This window comes from Halomicrobium sp. HArcht3-1 (genome assembly GCF_058933345.1).
The window spans coordinates 182,147-203,163 of sequence record NZ_JBZYDM010000005.1 but is presented as its reverse complement, the minus strand read 5'-3'; the positions used below and the strand labels follow the sequence as shown (position 1 = coordinate 203,163).

The window sequence follows — 21,017 nt, the reverse complement described above, 5'->3', positions numbered from 1 at the left end:
GATTGGATAATACTGTAGGAAGCAAAAGTATTATTCTGCCACACCGGAATCCGTTGGTATGCACATTCCAGACGGCTATCTCGATCTGTGGGTCGCTGTGGCCTGTGGGTTGCTGTCGCTCGGAACGCTCGCCGTCGCTGCACGACGGGCAGACGGCGAACTGACGGACGCACGCGCACCGGTACTTGGCATCGTCGCAGCCGGCCTGTTCGCTGCCCAGATGCTGAACTGGCCGATCCCCGGCGGGACGAGCGCGCACTTCGTCGGCGGGGCCTTCGCTGCCATCCTGCTCGGCCCGCATCTGGGCGCGCTCTGTGTTGCGACGGTCGTGACGATTCAGGCGCTCGTGTTCGGCGACGGTGGGCTGGTCGTCCTCGGTGCGAACGTCTTCAACATGGCCGTCGTCGAGGTGTACGTCGGCTACGCCATCTATCGGCTGCTGGCCGACCACAACGAGTTCGCGGCGGCCTTTGTCGCTGGCTGGCTCGGGATCACCGCCGGCGCGCTCACCGCGGGTCTCCAGCTCGGTCTCTCCGAGGCCTTCGCCTACGAACTCCTGACGACGCTGTCGATCATGGGCGTGGGCCACCTCGTGCTCGGCCTGATCGAAGGCGGCATCACGGCGGTCGTCTACCGCTACGTCGCCGACGCCCGACCCGACCTCTTCCCGACGACGCCCGATCTGGAGGTGAGCGCATGAGCGTATCGAGTGCGGTGAGCGACGCCTGGCACAGCCAGTGGGCACGTCGCGGGCTGGCTGCCGTCGCCGTGCTGGTCGCGCTCTCGCCGCTGTTTGCCTGGGCGGCCGGACAGGTCAGCTACGCCGAACCGCTCGAAAACGCCGCCGAGCACACCGGCGCGCCGGCCCACGCGGTGACCTACAACGCCGGTCTCCTGCCCGACTACACCCTCCCCGGCATCGATCCGTTCGTCGGGACGCTCCTCTCCGGTGTCGTCGGCACTGCCCTGACGCTCGTCGTCGTGGTGGCGATGGCCCGCCTGCTCGCCGAGTGATGGAAGTACTGGACCGCACCGTCGCCGAGGTCTCCGGCCAGGCCCAGTCGTTCCTGCTGTCGACCCGTACCCCGGAGCGCGACGGCTTCCTGCAGGCCGTCGATCCCGCCGTGAAGCTGCTGGGCACCGTCGCCGTCCTCGTGACCGCCGTCGCGACCGACGACCTCGCCGTCCTCTGTGGACTGGCGGTCGTCCCGCTCGCCTTCGCACTCTCCTCTCGGCTCCCACTGAAGGTGCTCGGAACGCGCGTCGCCCTCCCCGTCGGCGCTGCGACCGTCGTCGTCGCACCGCAGGCGTTCCTCCAGCCCGGTCCCGCCGCCCTCTCGCTGGGCACGGTTCCGGTCGCTGGCCCGCTCGCGCTTACCGAACCCGGACTGACCTACGTCGCCGCGTTCGTCGTCCGCGTGGGCACCTGCGTCGCCCTGCTGTCGGTGCTCTTGCTGACGACGCGCTTCTCGGCGCTGCTGGCTGCACTCCGCCGGCTCCGGGTCCCCTCGCTCGCGATCACGCTACTGGCGATCACCTACCGCTCGCTGCTGCTCTTCTTCAGGGAGCTAGAGCGGATGACCCACGCCCGCCGGAGTCGGACGTTCGGCCGCCAGTCGCTCGGGGACGCTTGGCGTGCCACCGGCTCCTTTCTGGGCACCTTCCTGCTGCGTTCGCTCGAACGGGGCGAGCGCGTCCAGCGGGCCGCCCGCGCTCGCGGCGGCACCCGGATGACGCCCTACGACCGGTCGGCGTCGCTCGGTTTCGCCGACGCCGCCTTCGCACTCGCTATCGTCGCCGTCGTCACAGCCCGGGTGATCGTCGCGTGACCGACGACGCCTCCACCGCTCCTGGCCCAGCCCCGTCGGTCATCGACGCCGAGGGACTGACCTACCGCTACCGCGACGGCGCGACCGCCGTCGACGGTGTCGACCTCAGCATCGAGGCCGGCGAACGCGTCGCGTTGCTCGGTCCCAACGGCGCGGGCAAGTCGACGCTGCTGCTCTTGCTCGGTGGTCTGCTCGACCCCGACGCCGGGACCGTTCGCTACTTCGGTGACGAGCAGTCGGCCGACGCCGTCCGGGACCGCCTCGGCGTCCTCACACAGGACCCCGGCGAGTACCTGTTCAACCCCACGGTGCGCGAGGACATCGAGTACGGTCCCTCACAGCTCGATATTCCCCAGTCCGAGGCCGACGAGCGCGTCGCCGAACTCGCCAAGCGCTTCGGTCTTACGCACCTGCTGGATCGCCCGCCGTTCCGCCTCAGCGGCGGCGAGCAGCGCCGGGCCGCCATCGCCAGCGTCCTCTCGGTCGACCCGGACGTTCTCTTGCTCGACGAACCCCTCTCCAACGTCGACGGCGACAACGAGGGCGAGCTGCTGGCGCTCCTCGACGACCTCGCCGCCGACGGTGTGACTGTCGTCACTGCGACGCCCGACACCGACCTCGTGGCGTCGGTCGCCGACCGGGTCGTGCTGCTCGGCCGCGACGGTCGTGTCCGCGCTACCGGATCGACCCGTGCGATCCTGACCGACACCGAACGGCTCCGGGACGCCGGCCTCGCACCGCCGACCGTCGTCGACATCTTCGAGCGGGCGGGCGTCGAGGACGTACCCGTCACCGTCGACGAGGCCGTCGAGTGGCTGGGACGGGACTGACACGACCGACTGGCGAAGCCGGAGAGCCGACACGCTCAGGTGGCTTGCGGCGCTCGGTCACGGCATGACGGGCATCGTGTTCTTTCGGACGGCGAACCGGGCGACTGTCCTCGACTTTTATACCGACCGGCTCGGCTTCGACGTGTGGCTCGAACAGGAAGGCGGCTGTACCATCCTCAGCTACGACAACCTCCTCGTCGGCTTCTGTGACGCCCCGGAGACAGAGACCGACGGGATCGTTACCGTCGTCCTCGACGACGAAGCCGCCGTCGACGACCTGTATGTCGACCTCGCTGACGTGGCTCGTGGCCCGCCGGAGACGAACGACGCCTTCGACATCTACCAGTTCTTCGCCGAGGACCCCGACGGCCGAACGCTCGAAGTCCAGACGTTTCAGCACCAGACGCCACCGGTCACCTCCGACGGGGGATGACTGGGAGGGCCGGTCGACGGTTCGATCGCCGCCGACAGCTCCTTCCAGTGATACCCGGTCGATAGAAAAACCTACCTTCGATCCCCCGGAGCGGCCGGTATGGAACTGGACTGGACCGAGATCACGCACGTCACCAAAGTCGACCCGGCCAAGGAACTGCCGGCCGACATCGACCCGCTCGGGCGGACCGACGCCGTCATCGTCGGCGGTTCGGACGGCGTTACGGCCGAAAATACGCTTTCGGTCGTCGAACGGATCACCGATCGCTTCCCGGCCCTGCCGGTCCTGCAGGAACCCTACAGCTCCGATCACGTCTCGACCGACACCATCGAGGCCGCGGACCGACTGGCGATCCCGGCGGTGTACAACGGCGACCGCGAACACTTCGTCGGCAAGCACGTCGACCTGTTCACCGAAGTCGGAAACAAGCCCGAAGAACTGTTCGGCACGGGACTGCCGGTTCTGGGCGACATCATCGCATCGAAGGGGCTGGACGCGGTCGCGAAGATGGCCGACAAGATCGTCGGCGAGGGGTACGTGATCCAGAACCTCGATTCGAAGGCCGCCCACGTCTCCGGTGTCGAGGAGACCTTCACGACCGAGCAGGTCGCCGGCGCTGCGATGGCGACGGAGGCGTTCTACGGCTTCCCCATCTTCTATCTGGAGTACTCCGGGACCTACGGCGGTCCTGCCGAAGTCGAGGCTGCCGCGACACACCTCGACGACGCGACGCTGGTCTACGGTGGCGGGATCGACAGCGCTCGCCGCGCCAGCGAGATTCTCGATGCTGGCGCGGACGCCATCGTCGTCGGTGACTGCTTCCACGACGACCCCGAGCAGTTCCGGGCGACGATTCCCGCATAGAGCACTCTCCCTGTCCACCAACGCTTTTGCCCGTCTCTTCCCACCTGCCGGTATGGAACCAGACCTCGACCGGTTCGACTCGCGCCGATCCACAGTGTACGCGAAGCGGGGCGTCGTCGCGACGAGCCAGCCACTCGCAGCGCAGGCGGGCGTCCAGATCCTTCGCGACGGTGGCAACGCCTTCGATGCGGCCGTCGCCACGGCGGCGGCGCTGAACGTCGTCGAGCCGATGAGCACCGGCATCGGTGGGGACGCCTTCGCGCTGTATCGGACGGCCGACGACGAGGTGGGCGCGCTGCGAAGCTGTGGCGGCGCACCACAGGCCGCCACACGCGAGACCGTCCGGGACCGCCTCGATGACGACGAGACCGGGATGCCCGACTTCGGCCCGCTGGCGATCACGGTGCCGGGCGCAGCCAGAGGGTGGGAGCACACCGTCGAGGAACACGGTCGCCTGCCCTTCGCCGACGTGCTCGGTCCCGCCATCGAGTACGCGACCGAGGGGTACCCGGTCAGTGAGATCATCGCCGATGCGTGGGCCGTGTGTGCCGAGCGCTTCACGAGCGACGCCGGCCGCGAGGCGTACCTGCCCGGCGGCGAGGCCCCCGAGGTGGGCCAGACCGTCACGCTGCCCGATCTGGGCGAGACCTTCGAGACTGTCGCCGAGGAAGGTACCGAGGCGTTCTACGAGGGTGCCATCGCCGAGCAGATCGGTGCGGCCGTGCAGGACGAGGGCGGCTTGCTGAGGGCCGACGACCTCGACGGTTTCACGCCGGATGTCGTCGATCCCGTCTCGACGACCTATCGGGGCGCGACCGTCTACGAACTCCCGCCGAACAATCAGGGCCTGATCGCGCTGGAGGCGCTCAACGTCGCCGAGCGACTCGATGCGGGGTTCTACGACTACGACACGCCAGAGCGAGTCCACTACTTCGCCGAGGCGATGAAACGCGCGTTCCACGACGGCCACCACTACATCACGGACCCCGATTTCGAGTCCGTGCCCGACCTGCACGACACTGCCTACGCCGAGGAGCGCGCGTCGACTGTCGGTCCCACGGCGGGCGATGTCTCGGTCGGTGGGCCGGGTCTGCCCGACGAGGACAGCGACACCGTCCTGCTGACGGTCGCGGACGAGGCGGGCAACGTCGTCTCCTTCATCAATTCGCTGTACAACGGCTTCGGCAGCGGCGTCGTCGTCCCGGACACGGGCATCGTCCTGCAGAACCGGGGGGCATCCTTCTCGCTCGATCCCGACCACCCGAACACGCTCGAACCGGGCAAGAAGCCCTTCCACACGCTGATTCCCGGCCTCGTGGAACTCGACGAGGACGACTGGGCCGCCTTCGGCGTCATGGGCGGGTACATGCAGCCACAGGGCCACGTGCAGGTCCTGTCGAATCTGCTGGACTACGACATGCCGCTACAGCGCGCCCTCGACGCGCCGCGCTGGCGCTACATGGAGGACGGTCGCCTCGCGCTGGAAGAGCGACTGGCCGGGTCGATGGGTGGGGCACTCTCCCGGAAGGACCACGACGTGGGCGTCCTGCCGGCCCGGCAGTTCGGCGGTGCACAGATCGTCCGACGAGAGCCAGACGGGACGCTCTCGGCGGCGACCGAGCCACGAAAGGACGGGAGCGCGGTGGGGTTCTGAACGGCGGACAGCAGCAACCCTTTTGAGCCTGTAAATCTGGATTTACAATATGAGCAAGATGATCCGGGTGCCCGACGAGTACCACACGTGGGTCAAAGCGCACAATCGGGACGACGAGACGATGTTCGAGACGTTGCGCCGACTGACTCGTGAGCCAGATCCAGCCGCGCTCGCAGGCATTCTCTCGTCGGAGCAAGTCGAGGAAGCACGAGCCGCTGTGGAACGATTCGGTGGGCGTGACGAGGAGCGACTCGAACGTGCGCGGGAGGCATTCGACGAGTGATCCTCGATTCGTCGTACGTGTTCGACCTGATGGACGGTGACCGAACAGCCATCGACAGGGGAACGGAACTAACCGACAGCAGCGAAGTCCAGTGGCTCCCGACGCCGGTCGTTGCCGAAGTCTACTACGGGGTCGCCTACACCGCAAGTGACGAAGAGCGACGCGCAGTCCAGAACGCGCTCCTGGGCTATCCACGAGTCGATGTCGACGAAGAGATCGCTCGGGCGGCGAGCCAGTTGCTCGCCGAAGCCGACCGCGAAGCCGGCGGGAACAGCGGTGTCGAGACGAACGATGCCTACATCGGTGCGGTCGCCGATGTCCTCGACGAACCGATCCTCACGGCGAATCCGGGCGACTTCGAGACACTCGGCGTTCCGGTCGAGACGTACTGATGAACGACAACGACCGTTCGATCGTCGCCTTCGCAATGTTAGCTCATGCGACGGTCCACACCTACGAGCTATCGATCCCCATCTTCGTCGTGATCTGGCTCCAGCAGTTCCCGGTGACGACGGCCACGCTCGGGAGCGTCGTCGCCGTCGGCTACGCGCTGTTCGGCATCGGCGCGCTGCCCGGTGGCGTGCTCGCGGATCGTCTCGGGGCAAAGACGCTCGTGATCGCCTGCCTGCTCGGGATGGGTGGCTCCTTTGCCTTGCTCGGGTTCGCGCCGGGGGTCCCGACCATCGCCGTCGCGCTGGGGCTGTGGGGCGTCGCCGCCAGCGTCTACCATCCGGCTGGTCTCTCCCTGCTCTCGACGGGCGTCGACGAGCGCGGGACTGGCTTTGCCTACCACGGGATGGCCGGCAACGTTGGCATCGCCTTCGGCCCACTCGTGACGGCACTCCTGTTGCTGGCGTTCGACTGGCAGACCGTCGCGTGGCTCCTCGTCGTCCCGGCTGGGCTGGCCGTCCTCTACGCGGTCACTGCGGAGTTCGACGAGATGGCCGCCGTCAGTACTGACGGGGGCGAGCGCGAGGAGCTGGACGACGACCTTTCCGACAGTAATTCGGGCCTGCTGGCGTCGTTGCGGGCCTTCTTCGTCGATTCACGGAGGCTCTTCACCGCCGGCTTCGCGCTGGCGATCTGTGTCGTCCTGATGAACGGGCTGTTCTACCGTGGCGTGTTGACCTTCCTGCCGGACGTGCTCGGGCAGTTCCTCCCGCCGATCACCGACTACGTGACACTCTTCGAACCCGGCAGCCCGATGGCCCAGCAGTTCGACCTCGCGTCCTACGTCTACGCTGGCCTGCTGACCGTCGGCATCGGCGGGCAGTACGTCGGCGGGAAACTCACCGACCGGATTCCGGTGACGACGGGCTTGCTCTCCGTTTTCGCCGGACTCGCCGTCGTCGCGGTGCTGTTCGTCCCGGCCGCACAGGCCGGTCTCGGCCCGTTGCTCGCGGTCAGCGCACTGCTCGGTTTCCTGCTCTTTGCGATCCAGCCCCTCTATCAGGCGACTATCGCCGAGTACAGCCCACCCGACGACCGCGGTCTCTCCTATGGCTACACCTATCTGGCGAACTTCGGCGTCGGCGCGGCGGGGGCGGCCGTGGCGGGCATCCTGCTGTCCGCCGTCGGCACCGACGGCACCTTCCTCGCGCTGGCGGCGTTCCCGGCGCTGGGTGCCGGACTGGCGCTGGTGCTCTCGCGTGTCGGAACGGTCAGATCGTAACTCCAGTCACTCGCGGACCGATTTCGTCCGCGTTCGATCCGTTCTCCCCGACGCACTGTCCGAACACTGGACGAACGTCCACCTTCTCGAAGATTGGCCGACAAAATTTCCACTGAGCGGTAGCTATTTATCCGGTAGGTCGCAACTCTGGCCCAGATGAACCACAAAGCGGTAGTTACAGGCGGTAGAACGAAACGAGTGCCCACTCTCGGGAGCCGATCGTCGTGACCGACGATCTCGTCCCGGGTGAACTCCGGGCCGGCGACGGGACGGTGACACTCAACGAGGGTCGCGAAACCGCCAGTGTGACGGTGCGCAACACGGGCGATCGACCGGTCCAGATCGGGTCGCACTTCCACTTCTTCGAGGTCAACGCCGCGCTCGCGTTCGACCGTGACGCTGCGTTCGGGATGCGGCTGAACGTCCCCGCAGGGACGGCAGTGCGGTTCGAACCCGGCGACGCGAAGACGGTCGAACTGGTCGGGATCGGCGGGAAACGCCGGGTCTGGGGCATGAACGGACTGACCAACGGCTCCGTCGAGGACGGGGCCGACGAGGCGACGGCGCGAGCCGAGGCGGCGGGCTTCGCGGTCAGTGACGCCGAAGACGGGCGAGATGACTCGGAGGCCGGGCAGTGACCCGGGAGATCGACCGCTCTGACTACGCCGAACTGTACGGCCCCACCGAGGGCGATAAACTCAGACTCGGCGACACCGATCTCTTCCTCGAAGTCGAAGACGACCTGCGTACACCGGGGGACGAAGCGGTCTTCGGTGGGGGCAAGACCCTGCGCGACGGGATGGGACAGGCCCCCGGCGTCACCAACGAGGAGGGCGCGCTGGACTGGGTGATCACGAACGCGACCATCGTCGACCCGAAACTGGGAATCGTCGCCGCCGACATCGGCGTCACAGACGGCGAGATCGCCGGGATCGGCAAGGCCGGCAACCCCGATACGATGGACGGCGTCGACATGGTCGTCGGTCCCGGCACCGACGCCTACCCCGCCGAGGGGAAGATCGTCACTCCCGGCGGGCTGGACATCCACGTCCACTTCAACTCCGGCCAGCTGGTCGAGCACGCGCTGGCCTCGGGGATCACGACGATGCTGGGTGGGGGCTATGGCGGCGGCGCGACGACCTGCACGCCCGGCCCGCGTAACATCGAGAACTTCCTGCGGGCAGCCGAGGAGTGGCCGGTCAACGTCGGGTTCTACGCCAAGGGCAACGCCTCGGAACCGGGGCCGCTCCGGGAGCAACTCGTTGCCGGGGCCTGCGGGCTGAAGCTCCACGAGGACTGGGGTTCGTCCCCGGAAGTGATCGACACCGCCCTCTCCGTGGCCGACGAGGCGGACGTGCAGGTCTGTATCCACACGGACACGCTCAACGAGACGGGGTTTCTCGAAAACACCCAGAACGCGATCGACGGCCGGACGATCCACCTGTTCCACATCGAGGGCGCTGGCGGAGGCCACGCGCCCGACATCATGGCTGCCGTCGGCGACCCGAACGTCCTGCCGTCCTCGACGAATCCGTCGATGCCCTACACGGTCAACACCTTCGACGAGCATCTGGACATGGTGATGGTCTGTCACCACCTCAACCCCGACGTACCGGAGGACGTAGCCTTCGCCGAATCGCGCATTCGCGCCGAGACCATCGCCGCCGAGGACGTGCTCCACGACGAAGGAGCCATCTCGATGATGACCACCGATTCGCAGGCGATGGGTCGGATGGCCGAACTGATCTGTCGCACCTGGCAGACCGCCGATAAGATGAAGAAACAGCGCGGTCCGCTCGCCGAGGACGACGGAACGGGGGCGGACAACCACCGGATCAAACGCTACGTCGCCAAGTACACCGTCAATCCGGCTATCTCGGCGGGGATCGACGACTACGTTGGCACGCTGGAGCCGGGCAAGCTGGCCGACTTCGTCATGTGGGACCCCGCCTTCTTCGGCATCAAGCCCGCCGTGACGTTCAAAGGCGGCTTCCCGGCCTACTCCGAGATGGGCGAGGCCAACGGCTCGCTGATGACCTGCGAACCGATGAAACAGCGCCCCCGAGCGGGTGCGATGGGGTCGGCCAAAACTGCGAACTCACTGACGTTCGTCAGCCCCGCGGCCGCCGAAGCGGGCGTCGGATCGGCCTACGACCTCGACACCGAGGTCGTGCCCGTCCGCGGTGCGCGTACCGTCGGCAAGGCCGACATGGTGAACAACACCTACTGCCCCGACGACATCGAGATCGATCCCGAGACCTTCGCGGTCCGGGTCGACGGCGAGGTCGTCACCTGCGAACCGAGCGAGGAACTGGGGCTGGCCCAGCGGTACATGCTCTAATCGAGACGAACGATCAACGATGAATCTGACACCAAAAGAAGAAGAACGACTCACGATATTTCAGGCCGCAGAACTCGCTCGACGCCGCAAGGAGCGCGGCGTCGCGCTGAACCACCCCGAATCCGTCGCGTACATCTCCGACTGGTGTTTCGAACGCGCCCGCGACGGGTGGGACGTGGCCGAGATCCGCGCCGAGGCGACCCAGCTACTGGGTCGCGAGGACGTGATGGCGGGCGTCCCGGAGATGGTCGACATGATCCAGGTCGAACCGACCTTTCCCGACGGGACGAAACTGGTGACGGTCCACGACCCGATCCGAACGGACAGCGTCGGCGGCGCGGAGGCCGTCGACGACGCTGCTGCGGACGGCGGATCGGCTGACGACGCTGCTGCGGACGGCGGATCGACCGATGATGTCGAAGACGACGAGGGGGCAGGCGAGTCGTGAGCCTCACACATCGAGACGTTGCGACGGTCGGCATCGGCGGTCCCGTCGGTTCGGGCAAGACCTCGCTCGTCACGGAACTCGTCCCAAGACTCGTCGACCGCGGGCTGGATGTGGGCGTCATCGCCAACGACATCCTCACGCAGGAGGACGCCGAGGTGCTGCGCGAGCGATTCGCGGGCGTCGTCCCCGAGGACCTCGTCGCCGGCGTCGAGACCGGCGCGTGTCCCCACACCGGCATCCGCGAGGATCCGTCGATGAACCTCTCGCAGATCGACGCGTTCGTCGACGCACATCCCGACCTCGACCTCGTCATCGTCGAGAGCGGCGGCGACAACCTCGCCGCTACCTTCAACCCCGAACTCGCCGACTACTCGCTGTACGTGATCAGTGTCGCCGAGGGCGAGGACATCCCCAGAAAGCGCGGGCCGGGCGTCGTCGAGTGCGACCTGCTCGTCGTCAACAAGACAGACCTCGCGGAACACGTCGGCGCGAATCTGGCGGTGATGGAGGCCGACGCCCGCGAGGTCCGCGACGGTCCCTACGTCTTTACCAACTGCAAAGCGAGCGAGGGCGTCGACGAGGTGCTGGAGCACGTCAGCGAGGGGGTGCTGTTCGCGTAGATGGCCGCCGACGCGCCCGACCCGACACCGTCCCCTGATCCTCCGCAGTCGACCGATTCCGACAGCGCACCCCACCCGGCGTTCGAGAGTTACGCCACCGAATCTGTCCCGCAGGCGGCGGTCGGCTCCCCGGGCAAGGAGGGTCGACTTGAACTCGCTTTCGCGCCCAACAGCGACGGCACGACGGACCTCGTCCGCGACCTCGCCCGCGTCCCCTTCCACCTCAGTGGGACGCTCGACCACGACCCCCATCCGGCGGCGACGACGGTGTACGTCCAGTCGCCGACGGGCGGCATCGCGCAGGGCGACCGCCACACCATACTGATCGACGTGGGTCCCGATGCCGTCGCCCACGTCACGACCCAGAGCGCGACGAAGGTGCTCTCGATGGAACGCAACTACGGGGCCAGCGACGTGTCGCTGTCGGTCCAGTCGGGCGGCCACCTCGACTACGTCCCCGATCCGACGATCCTCCACCCCGACGCGCGCTTCTGTCAGGACGTGACTGTCGACCTCGCGCCGGGCGCGACGGCCGTCGTCGGCGACGTGGTCGTTCCCGGCAGACTCGCTCGCGGCGAGTACTTCGACTTCGAGCGGTTCGTCTCCCGGGTCGACGTTCGGGACGGCGACGGCAGATTGCTGGCCGCCGACGCGACCCACCTCGACCCGGCCGACGGCGACCCCACCGCCGCGGGCGTGCTCGGCGAGTTCGCCGTCTACGGCACGCTGTTCGTCCTCGCGACAGACGAGTGCGACGACGACATCGCCACCCTCGCCGACGCGATCCACGAGCGACTCGCCGACGCCACCGCCGAGACCGGGGCGACAGCGCTCCCTCACGGCGCGGGCGTCGTCGTCCGCGCGCTCGGCCACGAGAGCGAACCCGTGACGAGCGCGCTCTACGATGCCTGGGACGAGGGCCGTCGGGCACTCCTCGACGTGCCTGCCCCGGAGGTGCGCAAGAACTGATGCTCGTCGCGGATAGCTATCTCGGCCACCGCGATGACGCCGACATCGCCGCACGACTCGCAGACGGCGCTGCGCTCTCCGTCACCGTCGACGACACAGAACGCCGCCGCTCGCGCGTGCGGACGACGGCCGCCGACGGGACCGATCTGGGAATCGTCGTCGCCCGCGACCTCCGCGACGGCGACGTGCTCGACGCCGCCGGTACCTGCGTCGTGGTCTCGCTCGCATCGACCGAGGCGCTAGTGATCGACTTCACTGGCGTCGCGGGATCGACGGCGACGACACTGGCCGCGCTCGAACTGGGCCACGCCGCCGGGAACCGCCACTGGGACCTCGCCGTCGAGGGCGAGCGCGCCTATCTCCCGCTCGCAGCGCAACGCGACCGGATGGCCGAGGAGATTCGACCGCACCTCCCCGACGGCGCGACGATCACCACGGACGACGTGTCGCCGGCGCTGTTCGACGACGGCGGCGACCACGACAACTCCCACTCGCACGGCAGCGACGGCCACACGCACTCGCACGGCAGCGACGGCCACACGCACTCGCACGGCCACGCCGGCGGAACGCACGGGGTCCGCGAGATCGATCCGGAGGGCGACTCGTGAGCGACGACGCGGCGCTCGCGGCCCTCCGCCTCGCCGACACTGCCCTGCCGGTGGGCACCGACAGCGTCTCGTACGGTCTCGAACAGTTCGTCGCCAGCGACCGGGTCGCGGACATCGACGACCTGCAGGCGCTGTTGGAGACCTACCTCCGCCAGCAACTCGGGCCGGGTGAACTGGTGGCGCTGCGGGGCGCACACGAGAGTGCACGTGCACACGATCTCGCAGGTGTCCTCGACGCCGACCAGCGACTCACTGCCGTGACCCTCTCCGCGGAGTTCCGCGAGAGCGCCCAGCGGACGGGCGAGCGACTCCTCCGCCTCCAGCGAGACCTGCGCTCGGACGACCTGCTGGACGACTACGCTGGCGCGGTCGCGGACGGTGACGCCGACGCGAACTATCCAGTCGTCCTCGGTGCCGTCGCCGGCCGCGAGAGCGTCCCAGTGCGGGAGGCCTGCCTGCTGGCGTGTCACGAGTTCGTCTCGGCGATGCTCGGGGCCGCCCAGCGCCTCCTCCGACTCGGGTCGACGGCCGTCCAGCGAGTGCTCGACGAACTGCGCCCGGTGATGGTCGCGGCCGTCGACGAGAGCGCCGGCCGCTCGCTCGACGCGATGACGCCGTTCGCGCCGCTGATCGACGTGGCGTCGGCCCACCACGAGCGGGCCGATCGGCGGTTGTTTGTGAGTTAGGAGATTCCGACCGCTGGGAGGAATCTCCGAACACACGAGCGAGGAGGGCAGCGACCCGCGAGTGAGCGAGGTCCTCGCCAGCGCTCAGATCTCCACGCAGGCGAGCGGAGTACGGAAGGTGCTACTCGTCAGAATTGGACGATCGACACTCGTCTTCGTCAGTTCCACCGAAGAAGCCGACGATGTTGTCGTTCTCGCGGCAGTAGTGGCTCTCCATCGCACGGATGTCACGATATGTGAATCGATCGTCCATGGGAAATTCCTTGACTGCTATTGTCTTAACTTTTCCGAACGATTCTCGACATACGTGTTGATACTGTGTGGAAAACAGTGCCTACGATCGGTTATAGGGTGTATAATGTGGCGCCTGTCGTTCTCATGCGGCGTCGAGGTCGAGATCGACGGCGTACCAGTCGAGCAGGAGGACGACGACCGCGCCGACGGCCGCGGCGACGGCGAACGTCCCGACGTTCGGGGTCGTCCAGGCGAGGCCGCGCTCGACGGTGAGTTCGGTGATCGGTGCCCGGAGCGCGCCGACGACCAGCGCGACGAGGAAGGCAAAGGTCGCCTGTCGATTCGCCGTGAGCGCCCGGCGGATCACCCGCGAGATGGTGAACAGTCCCACGAGTCCGCCGAGTATGAACGTGACGACGACGGTGCCGGTCTCGATCACTGCCGAGAGTGATCCGCCACTCGCCAGCGCCAGCAGGTCGTCGATGAAGAAACTCAGCGTGTCGGACATCCGTGCGTACTGGCCCAGAATAACGAGCAAGAGCGATCCAGAGATGCCCGGCAGGATCATCGCACTGACGGCGACCGCACCGGCGACGAAGACGACGAGCAAGCCCCCGCCGTCCAGAAATTCGTTGTGGCCTGACAGCAAGAACGCGACGACGAAGCCCACGACTGCCGCGCTCGCCTCGAACGCCGTGTCGATGCTGAGTTCTCGCAGGAGGATGATCGCCGAGGCGGCGATCAGACCGAAGAAGACGCCATAGAGGAGGATCGGTGCTTCCTTGTTGGCGACGTGGACGATCCGGGTCACGAGGACGACCGCAATGGCGATTCCACCGACCAGTGGCAACAGGAACCACACGTCGACTTCCTCCAACACGGCGATGGCCGCCCGGGGCGACGGCCGGCCGTCGATCGGCGCGAGCGCTCGCAGGAACTCGATCCCACGCTCGGGCGTCACCGCCGTGATCGCCGCGATGAGCCGTTCGTAGATGCCCGTGATCAGTGCGATCGTCCCGCCCGAGACACCGGGCACGGCGTCCGCAGAACCCATACACAGACCGATGAGGAACGTCTTGAGCCACAGTCGGATCGGCGGCACCGAACTGAAGATCGAGGAGTCCTCCGTCGCCTGACTCGACGATGTCGTCATTGGCTGCTTCTTGGCCCATGCGCACAATGGCTCTTGTGGAGTCGGGTCCCGAACGGTCTGGCGGTCGACTGTATCGTGGCGGGACTGTCCAAATGAGCGTTCGCTAGCGTCCAAACTGAAACACCGAAAGCCCTCGCGACGCTCGACCGCTCCGGGGCTCGCTGCGCGCCGTAGGTGCTTTCGTCGCCCAGGAGGGATCGAGCGTCGCTCGCCCTTTCATCCGCCAGGATCGTGGACGGTCGAACAGAGTATGTCCTGGCGGATGTAAGGGCGAGGCTCGCTCCGGGATTCTGGGGCGGCACTATCCGAACGAAGTGAGGATATCTGCCCCAGAATCCCGGAGCGTGCCGAGGGCTTTCGGTGTCTTCGGTGCGTTACTGGCAATCGTTTATCTGACCACAGCAGGGTTTCGTCGGCGTGGGTTTTTGTGCGATCCACTCCGGCTATCGGTATGCACGTCGCCGATCTGACCCGCGACCTCGTGGCGATCCCGAGCCACGAGGACGAGACCGCCGCGGGCGACTTCGTCGAGTCGTGGCTCCGCGAACACACCGACAGCGCCGTCCTGCGCGACGAGCACGGCAACGTCTTCGCGCGCAAGGGTCCGAGCGTCGATCCGGGCGTCGACGCCGTGGCCCGCGACGGCGCGGGTGGACCGTCGCTCGCACTCGCGGGCCACCACGACGTGGTCTCGCCGGACGACTCGCAGGTCCGAGACGACGGCGACTACAGCATCGACGAACGCGACGGTCGCCTCTACGGTCGCGGGACCGCCGATATGAAGGGCTGCGTCGCCGCGGCGATGCTGGCGTTCGCGTCGGTCGACACTACCGACCTCGACTGTGAACTCGTCTTCGTCTCCTTTGTCGCCGAAGAGGAGGGCTGTCTCGGTTCCCAAGCGGCCGTGGCGGACGGCTTCGCGCCCGACTACGCCATCGTCGGCGAGGGGTCGACGGGCTACTCCGCCGCGGGAGTTACGGACGTGGCCGTCGCCCACAAGGGCCGGCGGGGCAGCACTATCGAAGCCAGTGGTACGGCTGCCCACGCCAGCGAGGTCGCGGCTGGCGAGAACGCCGTCTACCGGGCCAGTGATGCGGTCGACGTGGTCCGGGACCTCGATTTCCCCTCGACGACGGTGTTGGGCCACGAGATCGAAGGCAGCGTCGCGGTCACCGAGATCGAGGGCGGTACCGCGTGGAACGTCATCCCCGACGCCTGTACCGTCACTGTCGACGAGCGTACCGTGCCGGGCGAGCGCGCACCGCTGGAGCAGGTCGAAGCCATCGACGGCGTCGCGTGGACTGTCGATCAGGACCTCTCGCCGATGGCCTGTGACGACGAAGCGTTCGCCGATCTCGTGCTCGACGCCGCCAGTGACGGACAGGACGGCGACCCCGAGCACGTGATCAAGCCCCACGCGACCGACGCGGGGAATCTCGCGGGCGCAGACACAGACTGTGTCGTCGTTGGGGCGGCAGAACCGGGTGAGGCCCACACCGCCGACGAATCGGTGTCGATCGCCGTGCTGGAGCGGTGTGAGCAGATCTATCGGGGCGTCGCTCGGCAGTTCGGTCCCGCTATTCTGTGAGAACGGCGCTGGCTTCGACCTCGACTAGCAGGTCGGGATCGACGAGCCGTTCGATCTCGTACATGCTCGTCGCTGGTCGCACGTCGTCGAAGGCCTCGCTGTGGGCGCGCCCGACGGCGTCGTAGTGGTCGATGTCGGTGACGAAGATGCGCGTGCGGATTACGTCGCCGAGGCCGGCGTCCACCCGTTCGAGCGCGCGTTCGATGTTCTCGATGGCTCGTGCGGTCTGTGCGTACGCGTCGCCGGCACCGACGATCCCGCCATCTTCGTCGGTCGCCGTCGTGCCCGATACTTCGATCCGGTCGCCGATTCGAACCGCTCGTGAATAGCCGACCTCGTTCTCCCACTCCGTTCCACTGGTGACGCGCTGGCGCTCCATGTTTCCCCGGTCAGTCGCTGCTCTGGTGTCTCTTTCGCTGCCGTCGGCGTTGCCGGGCCGTTCGGTGCGACGACGCTGTGAGACCGGGCCGTGTCACCACCTGTTGACGTGTTGGTGGCTCGGGTCGGCTGCCATCTGGACGTGCCCACATTCGAGACAGCGCCAGACGTACGCTCCGAGCTGGGTCACCGGCGGGTCACTGCCGGCGGACACGTCCCAGCTCTGTCCGCAGCTCGAACAGCTGTCCGGTCGGTACTTGCTGTCGAGCTTCTCTGCGCCGTCGTCCACCGCGACATCGTGGTCGAAGACGATGTCACGTTTGACCGCCAGAATGTCCTCTTCGCTCATCTCCCGGGTGAGGCGTGCGATGAGCGCTTGCAGCTTCGAGGCCCGCTCTTTGAGCAGTTCGTAGTCGTCCTCCTCGGTCGTCGGACCGCCGTCGTGGATCTCGAACGACGAGAGATCGACGTTCGTCTGATAGTACCGCCCCAGTGCGAGGTGGTAGTTCGCGCGGTACAGCAGCGTCTCGACGAGGTCGTGCAGGTCCTCCTCGAACACCGGCTTGATCAACTGATGGTCGACGGCCAGATCGGGGAAGGCAGCCGACCGCTCGCGGGTCGCGACGACTCGACAAAGCGGTGCCCGCGAACGGATGATCTCCAGTAGCGTCGACGCCTCCCCGTCCGCGAACGCCTGTTCGAGCACGGCCACCACGACCGACCCGTCGAGGGCTGCGTCGGCCTCCTGTCTGGTCGCGGCCACTGTTACGTCGTACTCGTCGAGCCAAAGCGCGTACAGCTCTCCGCGCGTTCGGTTTTCCTCGAACACGACGACGTTGTTGGCCGGGAAATGCATCGTTTGGATCAGTCCCGCGGCGACCACCGCGTCATTCGTCCGCTCCTGTCTCCGAGTGGGCACTCTCGAACACGGCCCGGGATTTGACCGAGAAGGAGTGAACCGTCGCCAGATCGTCGATCAGCTTGTCGACGTGCTGGAGCGACTCGATGGCGTGCTCGACGCCCTCTTCGGACCCGTTTTCCCGAAGCGTTTCGACGGCCGTCTCGGCCTCCTGTAACGGGACCCGAAGCTCCTGTGCGATCAATTCGCCGAACTCGTCGAGTCGACGCTCGATCTCTTCGGCGTGTTTCTTGGTTTCTGTCACGTCTTGCAGGAAGCCGACGAAGTGCGTCAGCTCGCCGCCATCGTCGGTGACGGGTGCGGTACTGATTCGGCCCCAGAACGGCGTCCCGTCGGCCCGGTACAGCAGTGCGAGGACCGATGTCGCCTCGCCGTCAGCGAACGCCGTCTCCAGCGTCTCGAAGCGCGCCGGCTCCGTCTCCGCCCCTGCAAGCAGCGTGAGCCGATCGCCCTGCAGGGTCGCCTCGTCGTAGCCGGTCACCGATTCGAAGCTCTCGTTGGCGTAGACGATCCGTGGCTCTTCACCGGTGGCGTCGTGGAGCGTGATTCCGACCGGCGCTTCCTCCATCGCCCGATTGCGAAGTCTGAGGTCTCGCTGGTACTCTTTTTTCTCGGTGATGAGCCGTGAGACGCCGATCAGCCCTTGGACGTTGCCGTCGTCGTCGCGCCAGGGGACCTTGGAGGTCAGCGTCCACTCTCCGGTCCGGGGATTGTACTCTTCTTGATTGATGATCCGCTCGCCCTCTTCGACGACCCGGAGGTCGTCTTCGAGCGTCTTCCGTGCGTACTCGCTATCGCCATAGACCTCCGGGTCGGTCTTGCCCAGCGTACTCTCCGGATCCTCGTGGTGCTCGCTCATTCGGACGTGGCGGCCCTCGGTGTCTTTGACGTACAGCGCCGTCGGCACCTGATGGAAGATGTGTTCCAGCAAACTCGCTTTCCGGCGGATCTCCTGTTCGAGTTCGCGGCGTTCGGACACGTCTCGTCCGATTCCGACGATCCCTCGAAGCTCTCCGTCCTCGTCAGTCAATTTTGCGCCGGTGAACTCGTAGGGGATCGCATCGCCCGTTTTGGTGACGAAGTCGACCGCGACGCTTGCGCTCCCGGTTTCCAGTGTCTCGGTCATCGCGTCGTCGACTCGCGCTCGATCCTCGCCCTCGAAGAACGTCAGTGGGTCCATCCCGTCGAGTTCCGCGTCCGAGTAGCCCGTGACCGTTCGTAACTGTTCGTTCCAGCGTTCGAGCCGCCCCGCCGGGTCGATCAGGTAGAACACGTCGTCGAGTGTATCCAGCAACAGGTCGTTGAACTCCTGTTCCCGTCGTAGCTGGTCGGTCGCTGCCGTGGCCCGGTCGGCGCGGGCCACCAGCGCTTCGAGTCGCCGTGCCAGCAGTGTCGGGCCGTCGACCGCGTTTCGACGGACGAACACGTCACTCGCGCCCGCGGACAGCGCCTCGTTTACCTGTTCGTCCGTGTCACACAGCGCGAGACAGGCGATCTCTGGATTGTCGTCACTGCACGCTTCGAGGAGTTCGATTCCTGCAGGGCGGTCGCCCTCGATCACGAGGCAGTCGATCCCATCCTCGGCCAGTCGCTCTTTCGCGGTCTCGCTGTCTCCGACGGTCGTGACCGATACCTCGTGGTCAGTGGCGGTGAGTGTCGCGCTCGCCTCCCGAACGAGCGCCTCGTCCTCGCCGACGTAGAGGAGGTGAGATGGGCCTGTGACAAATGGTAACATATTTGTATACAGTACATATCAACATATAACCTTGACTCCCGCGGCGTCGCTCGTTGGCCCCCTCCGTACGTCGCGACGGCTGTCCCACGGACGCGGTGATCACCGGCGTCGCGACCAGTTCGAGCGGGACAACTGCGGAAAAAAGATGGCCGGGAGCGTCGGGTCTATAGGGTCGCCGTCGTTATGCGAGTGTATGGCAACCGAAGCCGACCCTGAGTCCGATACGGAGACATCCAGCACGTACGAGCAGTTCGTGGCCCACATCGAGCAGCTGAACTACGTCGGTGACGCCGCCGGCGTCCTCCAGTGGGATCAGGAAGTGATGATGCCCGACGAAGGGACGCCGGCCCGCTCGAAGCAGTCGGCGGCGCTATCGACGCTGTCCCACGACCTGCTGACCGACGACGACGTGGCCGAGTGGCTCGACGAACTCGAAGGGTCTGACCTCGGTCCCGAGCAAGCGGCCGTCGTTCGGGAGGTCCGCCGCAAGCACGACCGCGCGGTGAAGGTGCCCAGCGACCTCGTCCAGCGCATCTCCGAGGCCACCTCGAACGCCCTCCCCGTGTGGAAGGAGGCCAAGGCCGAGGACGACTTCGACGCCTTCGCCGACACCCTCGAAGAACTGATCGAACTCAAACGCGAGTACGCCGCAGCGATCGATCCCGACCGGGACCCCTACGAAGTGCTGTTCGAGGAGTACGAGCCGTATCTCGGTCTCGACACTGCCGAGGAGGCACTGGAGAATCTGCGGGACCACCTCGTCCCGCTGATCGAGGACATCAAGGACAGCGATGCCGAACTGGCCGATCCCTTCGCGGGGGGCAGCTACGACGACGACGCACAGGAGGATCTGGTGCGGTCGGCACTGGACTATCTGGGCTACGACTGGGATCGGGGCCGCCTCGACACCGCGCCCCATCCCTTCTCGACGGGGACCCAGTTCGACGCCCGCGTGACGACGCGCTTCGACCCCGAGGACCCGCTGGGCGCGCTGGGATCGACGATTCACGAGTTCGGCCACGCGACCTACACGCTGGGGCTGCCCGACGAGCACTACGGCACGCCACTGGGCGAGTCCCGTGACCTCTCGGTCCACGAATCCCAGTCCCGACTGTGGGAGAACCACGTCGGGCGCTCGCTGCCGTTCTGGGAGGGATTCACGTCGACGGTCGAGGATGGTCTGGGCGTCTCCGGCACCCCACAGGAGTTCTACGAGGCCGCAAACACCGTCCACCCGGAGAACCTGATCCGCGTCGAGGCCGACGAACTCACTTACCACATGCACATCGTCCTCCGTTTCGAGATCGAGCGGGACCTGATCCACGGTGACCTCGACGTGAGCGAGGTCCCGCAGGTCTGGAACGACAAGATGGAAGAGTATCTCGGTGTTCGCCCGGATACCGACGCGGAGGGGTGCCTGCAGGACATCCACTGGTGTCACGGCTCCTTTGGCTACTTCCCGACCTATTCGCTGGGGTCGGTGCTGGCTGCCCAGCTTTACGCCGCCGCCGAGGCGGATCTGGGATCGCTGGACGAGCAACTTCGTGCGGGCGACTTCGACGCGCTGCATACGTGGCTCACCGACAACGTCCACGGCCACGGTGCGCGCTACGAGACGGACGACCTCATCGAGGAAGCGACCGGCGAATCGTTCACCGCCGACTACTTCCTCGACTACGCCGACGCGAAGTACCGAGAACTATACGACTGTTGACTGGAACGGTATCATACTTGATACTGTTTGGCCGGCAATTTTTCTGTCATCTGGTCAGA

General features: G+C 66.6%; 24 protein-coding genes. 19 read left to right on the top strand and 5 right to left on the bottom strand.

The window, feature by feature from the left end; all coding sequences use genetic code 11:
• Positions 1–58: 58 nt before the first annotated feature.
• The 17 genes from AC5FRW_RS10760 (at position 59) to AC5FRW_RS10680 (ending at position 13,237) form a co-directional block, all read left to right on the top strand.
• On the top strand, positions 59–700 hold the full coding sequence (locus AC5FRW_RS10760; protein ID WP_493568454.1) for an energy-coupling factor ABC transporter permease: 642 nt from the start codon (positions 59–61) through the stop codon (positions 698–700).
• Complete coding sequence (locus tag AC5FRW_RS10755) at positions 697–1,014, top strand: PDGLE domain-containing protein (protein ID WP_493568453.1); 318 nt, start codon at positions 697–699, stop codon at positions 1,012–1,014. Before AC5FRW_RS10760 ends, AC5FRW_RS10755 begins: the two co-directional genes overlap by 4 nt.
• Positions 1,014–1,829, top strand: coding sequence for a cobalt ECF transporter T component CbiQ (gene cbiQ / locus AC5FRW_RS10750; RefSeq protein WP_493568452.1), 816 nt, complete (start codon positions 1,014–1,016; stop codon positions 1,827–1,829). Before AC5FRW_RS10755 ends, cbiQ begins: the two co-directional genes overlap by 1 nt.
• Positions 1,826–2,659 (top strand): energy-coupling factor ABC transporter ATP-binding protein, encoded by an 834-nt coding sequence (locus AC5FRW_RS10745; protein ID WP_493568451.1) that lies wholly within the window; start codon positions 1,826–1,828, stop codon positions 2,657–2,659. Before cbiQ ends, AC5FRW_RS10745 begins: the two co-directional genes overlap by 4 nt.
• A gap of 64 nt (positions 2,660–2,723) precedes the next feature.
• Positions 2,724–3,092, top strand: a complete 369-nt coding sequence (locus AC5FRW_RS10740; protein WP_493568450.1) for a VOC family protein — start codon at positions 2,724–2,726, stop codon at positions 3,090–3,092.
• 99 nt (positions 3,093–3,191) lie between these two features.
• Positions 3,192–3,956 carry a geranylgeranylglyceryl/heptaprenylglyceryl phosphate synthase gene (locus tag AC5FRW_RS10735; protein ID WP_493568449.1) on the top strand — a complete coding sequence of 255 codons (765 nt, stop codon included), beginning with the start codon at positions 3,192–3,194 and terminating at the stop codon, positions 3,954–3,956.
• Positions 3,957–4,008: 52 nt separating this feature from the next.
• Complete coding sequence (ggt, locus tag AC5FRW_RS10730) at positions 4,009–5,610, top strand: gamma-glutamyltransferase (protein ID WP_493568448.1); 1,602 nt, start codon at positions 4,009–4,011, stop codon at positions 5,608–5,610.
• Between the two features lie 49 nt (positions 5,611–5,659).
• Positions 5,660–5,893, top strand: a complete 234-nt coding sequence (locus AC5FRW_RS10725) for a hypothetical protein (protein ID WP_493568447.1) — start codon at positions 5,660–5,662, stop codon at positions 5,891–5,893.
• Positions 5,890–6,285: a PIN domain-containing protein gene (locus AC5FRW_RS10720; protein WP_493568446.1), complete on the top strand. Its 396-nt coding sequence runs from the start codon at positions 5,890–5,892 to the stop codon at positions 6,283–6,285. The genes AC5FRW_RS10725 and AC5FRW_RS10720 overlap by 4 nt, the downstream gene beginning before the upstream one ends.
• The gene (locus AC5FRW_RS10715; RefSeq protein ID WP_493568445.1) at positions 6,285–7,565 is read left to right on the top strand and encodes an MFS transporter; all 1,281 of its coding nucleotides are present in this window, start codon (positions 6,285–6,287) and stop codon (positions 7,563–7,565) included. The genes AC5FRW_RS10720 and AC5FRW_RS10715 overlap by 1 nt, the downstream gene beginning before the upstream one ends.
• Before the next feature lie 224 nt (positions 7,566–7,789).
• Entirely contained in the window at positions 7,790–8,203 is a 414-nt protein-coding gene (locus tag AC5FRW_RS10710; protein WP_493568444.1) for an urease subunit beta, read from the top strand.
• On the top strand, positions 8,200–9,906 hold the full coding sequence (gene ureC, locus AC5FRW_RS10705; RefSeq protein ID WP_493568443.1) for an urease subunit alpha: 1,707 nt from the start codon (positions 8,200–8,202) through the stop codon (positions 9,904–9,906). The genes AC5FRW_RS10710 and ureC overlap by 4 nt, the downstream gene beginning before the upstream one ends.
• Positions 9,907–9,925: 19 nt before the next feature.
• Positions 9,926–10,354, top strand: a complete 429-nt coding sequence (locus AC5FRW_RS10700; protein ID WP_493568442.1) for an urease subunit gamma — start codon at positions 9,926–9,928, stop codon at positions 10,352–10,354.
• Positions 10,351–10,974, top strand: coding sequence for an urease accessory protein UreG (gene ureG, locus AC5FRW_RS10695; RefSeq protein WP_493568441.1), 624 nt, complete (start codon positions 10,351–10,353; stop codon positions 10,972–10,974). The genes AC5FRW_RS10700 and ureG overlap by 4 nt, the downstream gene beginning before the upstream one ends.
• Entirely contained in the window at positions 10,975–11,943 is a 969-nt protein-coding gene (locus AC5FRW_RS10690) for an urease accessory protein UreD (protein WP_493568440.1), read from the top strand.
• A complete protein-coding gene (locus tag AC5FRW_RS10685; protein WP_493568439.1) occupies positions 11,943–12,551 on the top strand; it encodes an urease accessory protein UreE in 609 nt (202 codons plus the stop codon). Before AC5FRW_RS10690 ends, AC5FRW_RS10685 begins: the two co-directional genes overlap by 1 nt.
• Positions 12,548–13,237, top strand: coding sequence for an urease accessory protein UreF (locus AC5FRW_RS10680; protein WP_493568438.1), 690 nt, complete (start codon positions 12,548–12,550; stop codon positions 13,235–13,237). The genes AC5FRW_RS10685 and AC5FRW_RS10680 overlap by 4 nt, the downstream gene beginning before the upstream one ends.
• Before the next feature lie 121 nt (positions 13,238–13,358).
• Here AC5FRW_RS10680 and AC5FRW_RS10675 read toward each other — a convergent pair whose 3' ends face one another.
• Positions 13,359–13,490, bottom strand: a complete 132-nt coding sequence (locus tag AC5FRW_RS10675; protein WP_493568437.1) for a hypothetical protein — start codon at positions 13,488–13,490, stop codon at positions 13,359–13,361.
• A gap of 123 nt (positions 13,491–13,613) precedes the next feature.
• The gene (locus tag AC5FRW_RS10670) at positions 13,614–14,624 is read right to left on the bottom strand and encodes a DUF368 domain-containing protein (protein ID WP_493568436.1); all 1,011 of its coding nucleotides are present in this window, start codon (positions 14,622–14,624) and stop codon (positions 13,614–13,616) included.
• A gap of 451 nt (positions 14,625–15,075) precedes the next feature.
• On the opposite strand from AC5FRW_RS10670, the gene AC5FRW_RS10665 reads away from it, so the two are divergent.
• Positions 15,076–16,212: a M20 family metallopeptidase gene (locus AC5FRW_RS10665; RefSeq protein WP_493568435.1), complete on the top strand. Its 1,137-nt coding sequence runs from the start codon at positions 15,076–15,078 to the stop codon at positions 16,210–16,212.
• On the opposite strand, the gene AC5FRW_RS10660 is transcribed toward AC5FRW_RS10665, so the two are convergent.
• From AC5FRW_RS10660 to AC5FRW_RS10650, 3 genes are all read right to left on the bottom strand, one after another.
• Positions 16,202–16,591 (bottom strand): RidA family protein, encoded by a 390-nt coding sequence (locus AC5FRW_RS10660; RefSeq protein WP_493568434.1) that lies wholly within the window; start codon positions 16,589–16,591, stop codon positions 16,202–16,204. The two genes, AC5FRW_RS10665 and AC5FRW_RS10660, sit on opposite strands and share 11 nt — an antisense overlap.
• A gap of 93 nt (positions 16,592–16,684) precedes the next feature.
• Complete coding sequence (locus AC5FRW_RS10655; protein ID WP_493568433.1) at positions 16,685–17,446, bottom strand: response regulator receiver protein; 762 nt, start codon at positions 17,444–17,446, stop codon at positions 16,685–16,687.
• 31 nt (positions 17,447–17,477) lie between these two features.
• On the bottom strand, positions 17,478–19,244 hold the full coding sequence (locus AC5FRW_RS10650) for a PAS domain-containing protein (protein WP_493568432.1): 1,767 nt from the start codon (positions 19,242–19,244) through the stop codon (positions 17,478–17,480).
• A gap of 193 nt (positions 19,245–19,437) precedes the next feature.
• Between AC5FRW_RS10650 and AC5FRW_RS10645 the strand changes: the two genes are divergently transcribed.
• On the top strand, positions 19,438–20,958 hold the full coding sequence (locus tag AC5FRW_RS10645; protein WP_493568431.1) for a carboxypeptidase M32: 1,521 nt from the start codon (positions 19,438–19,440) through the stop codon (positions 20,956–20,958).
• Positions 20,959–21,017 lie beyond the last annotated feature (59 nt).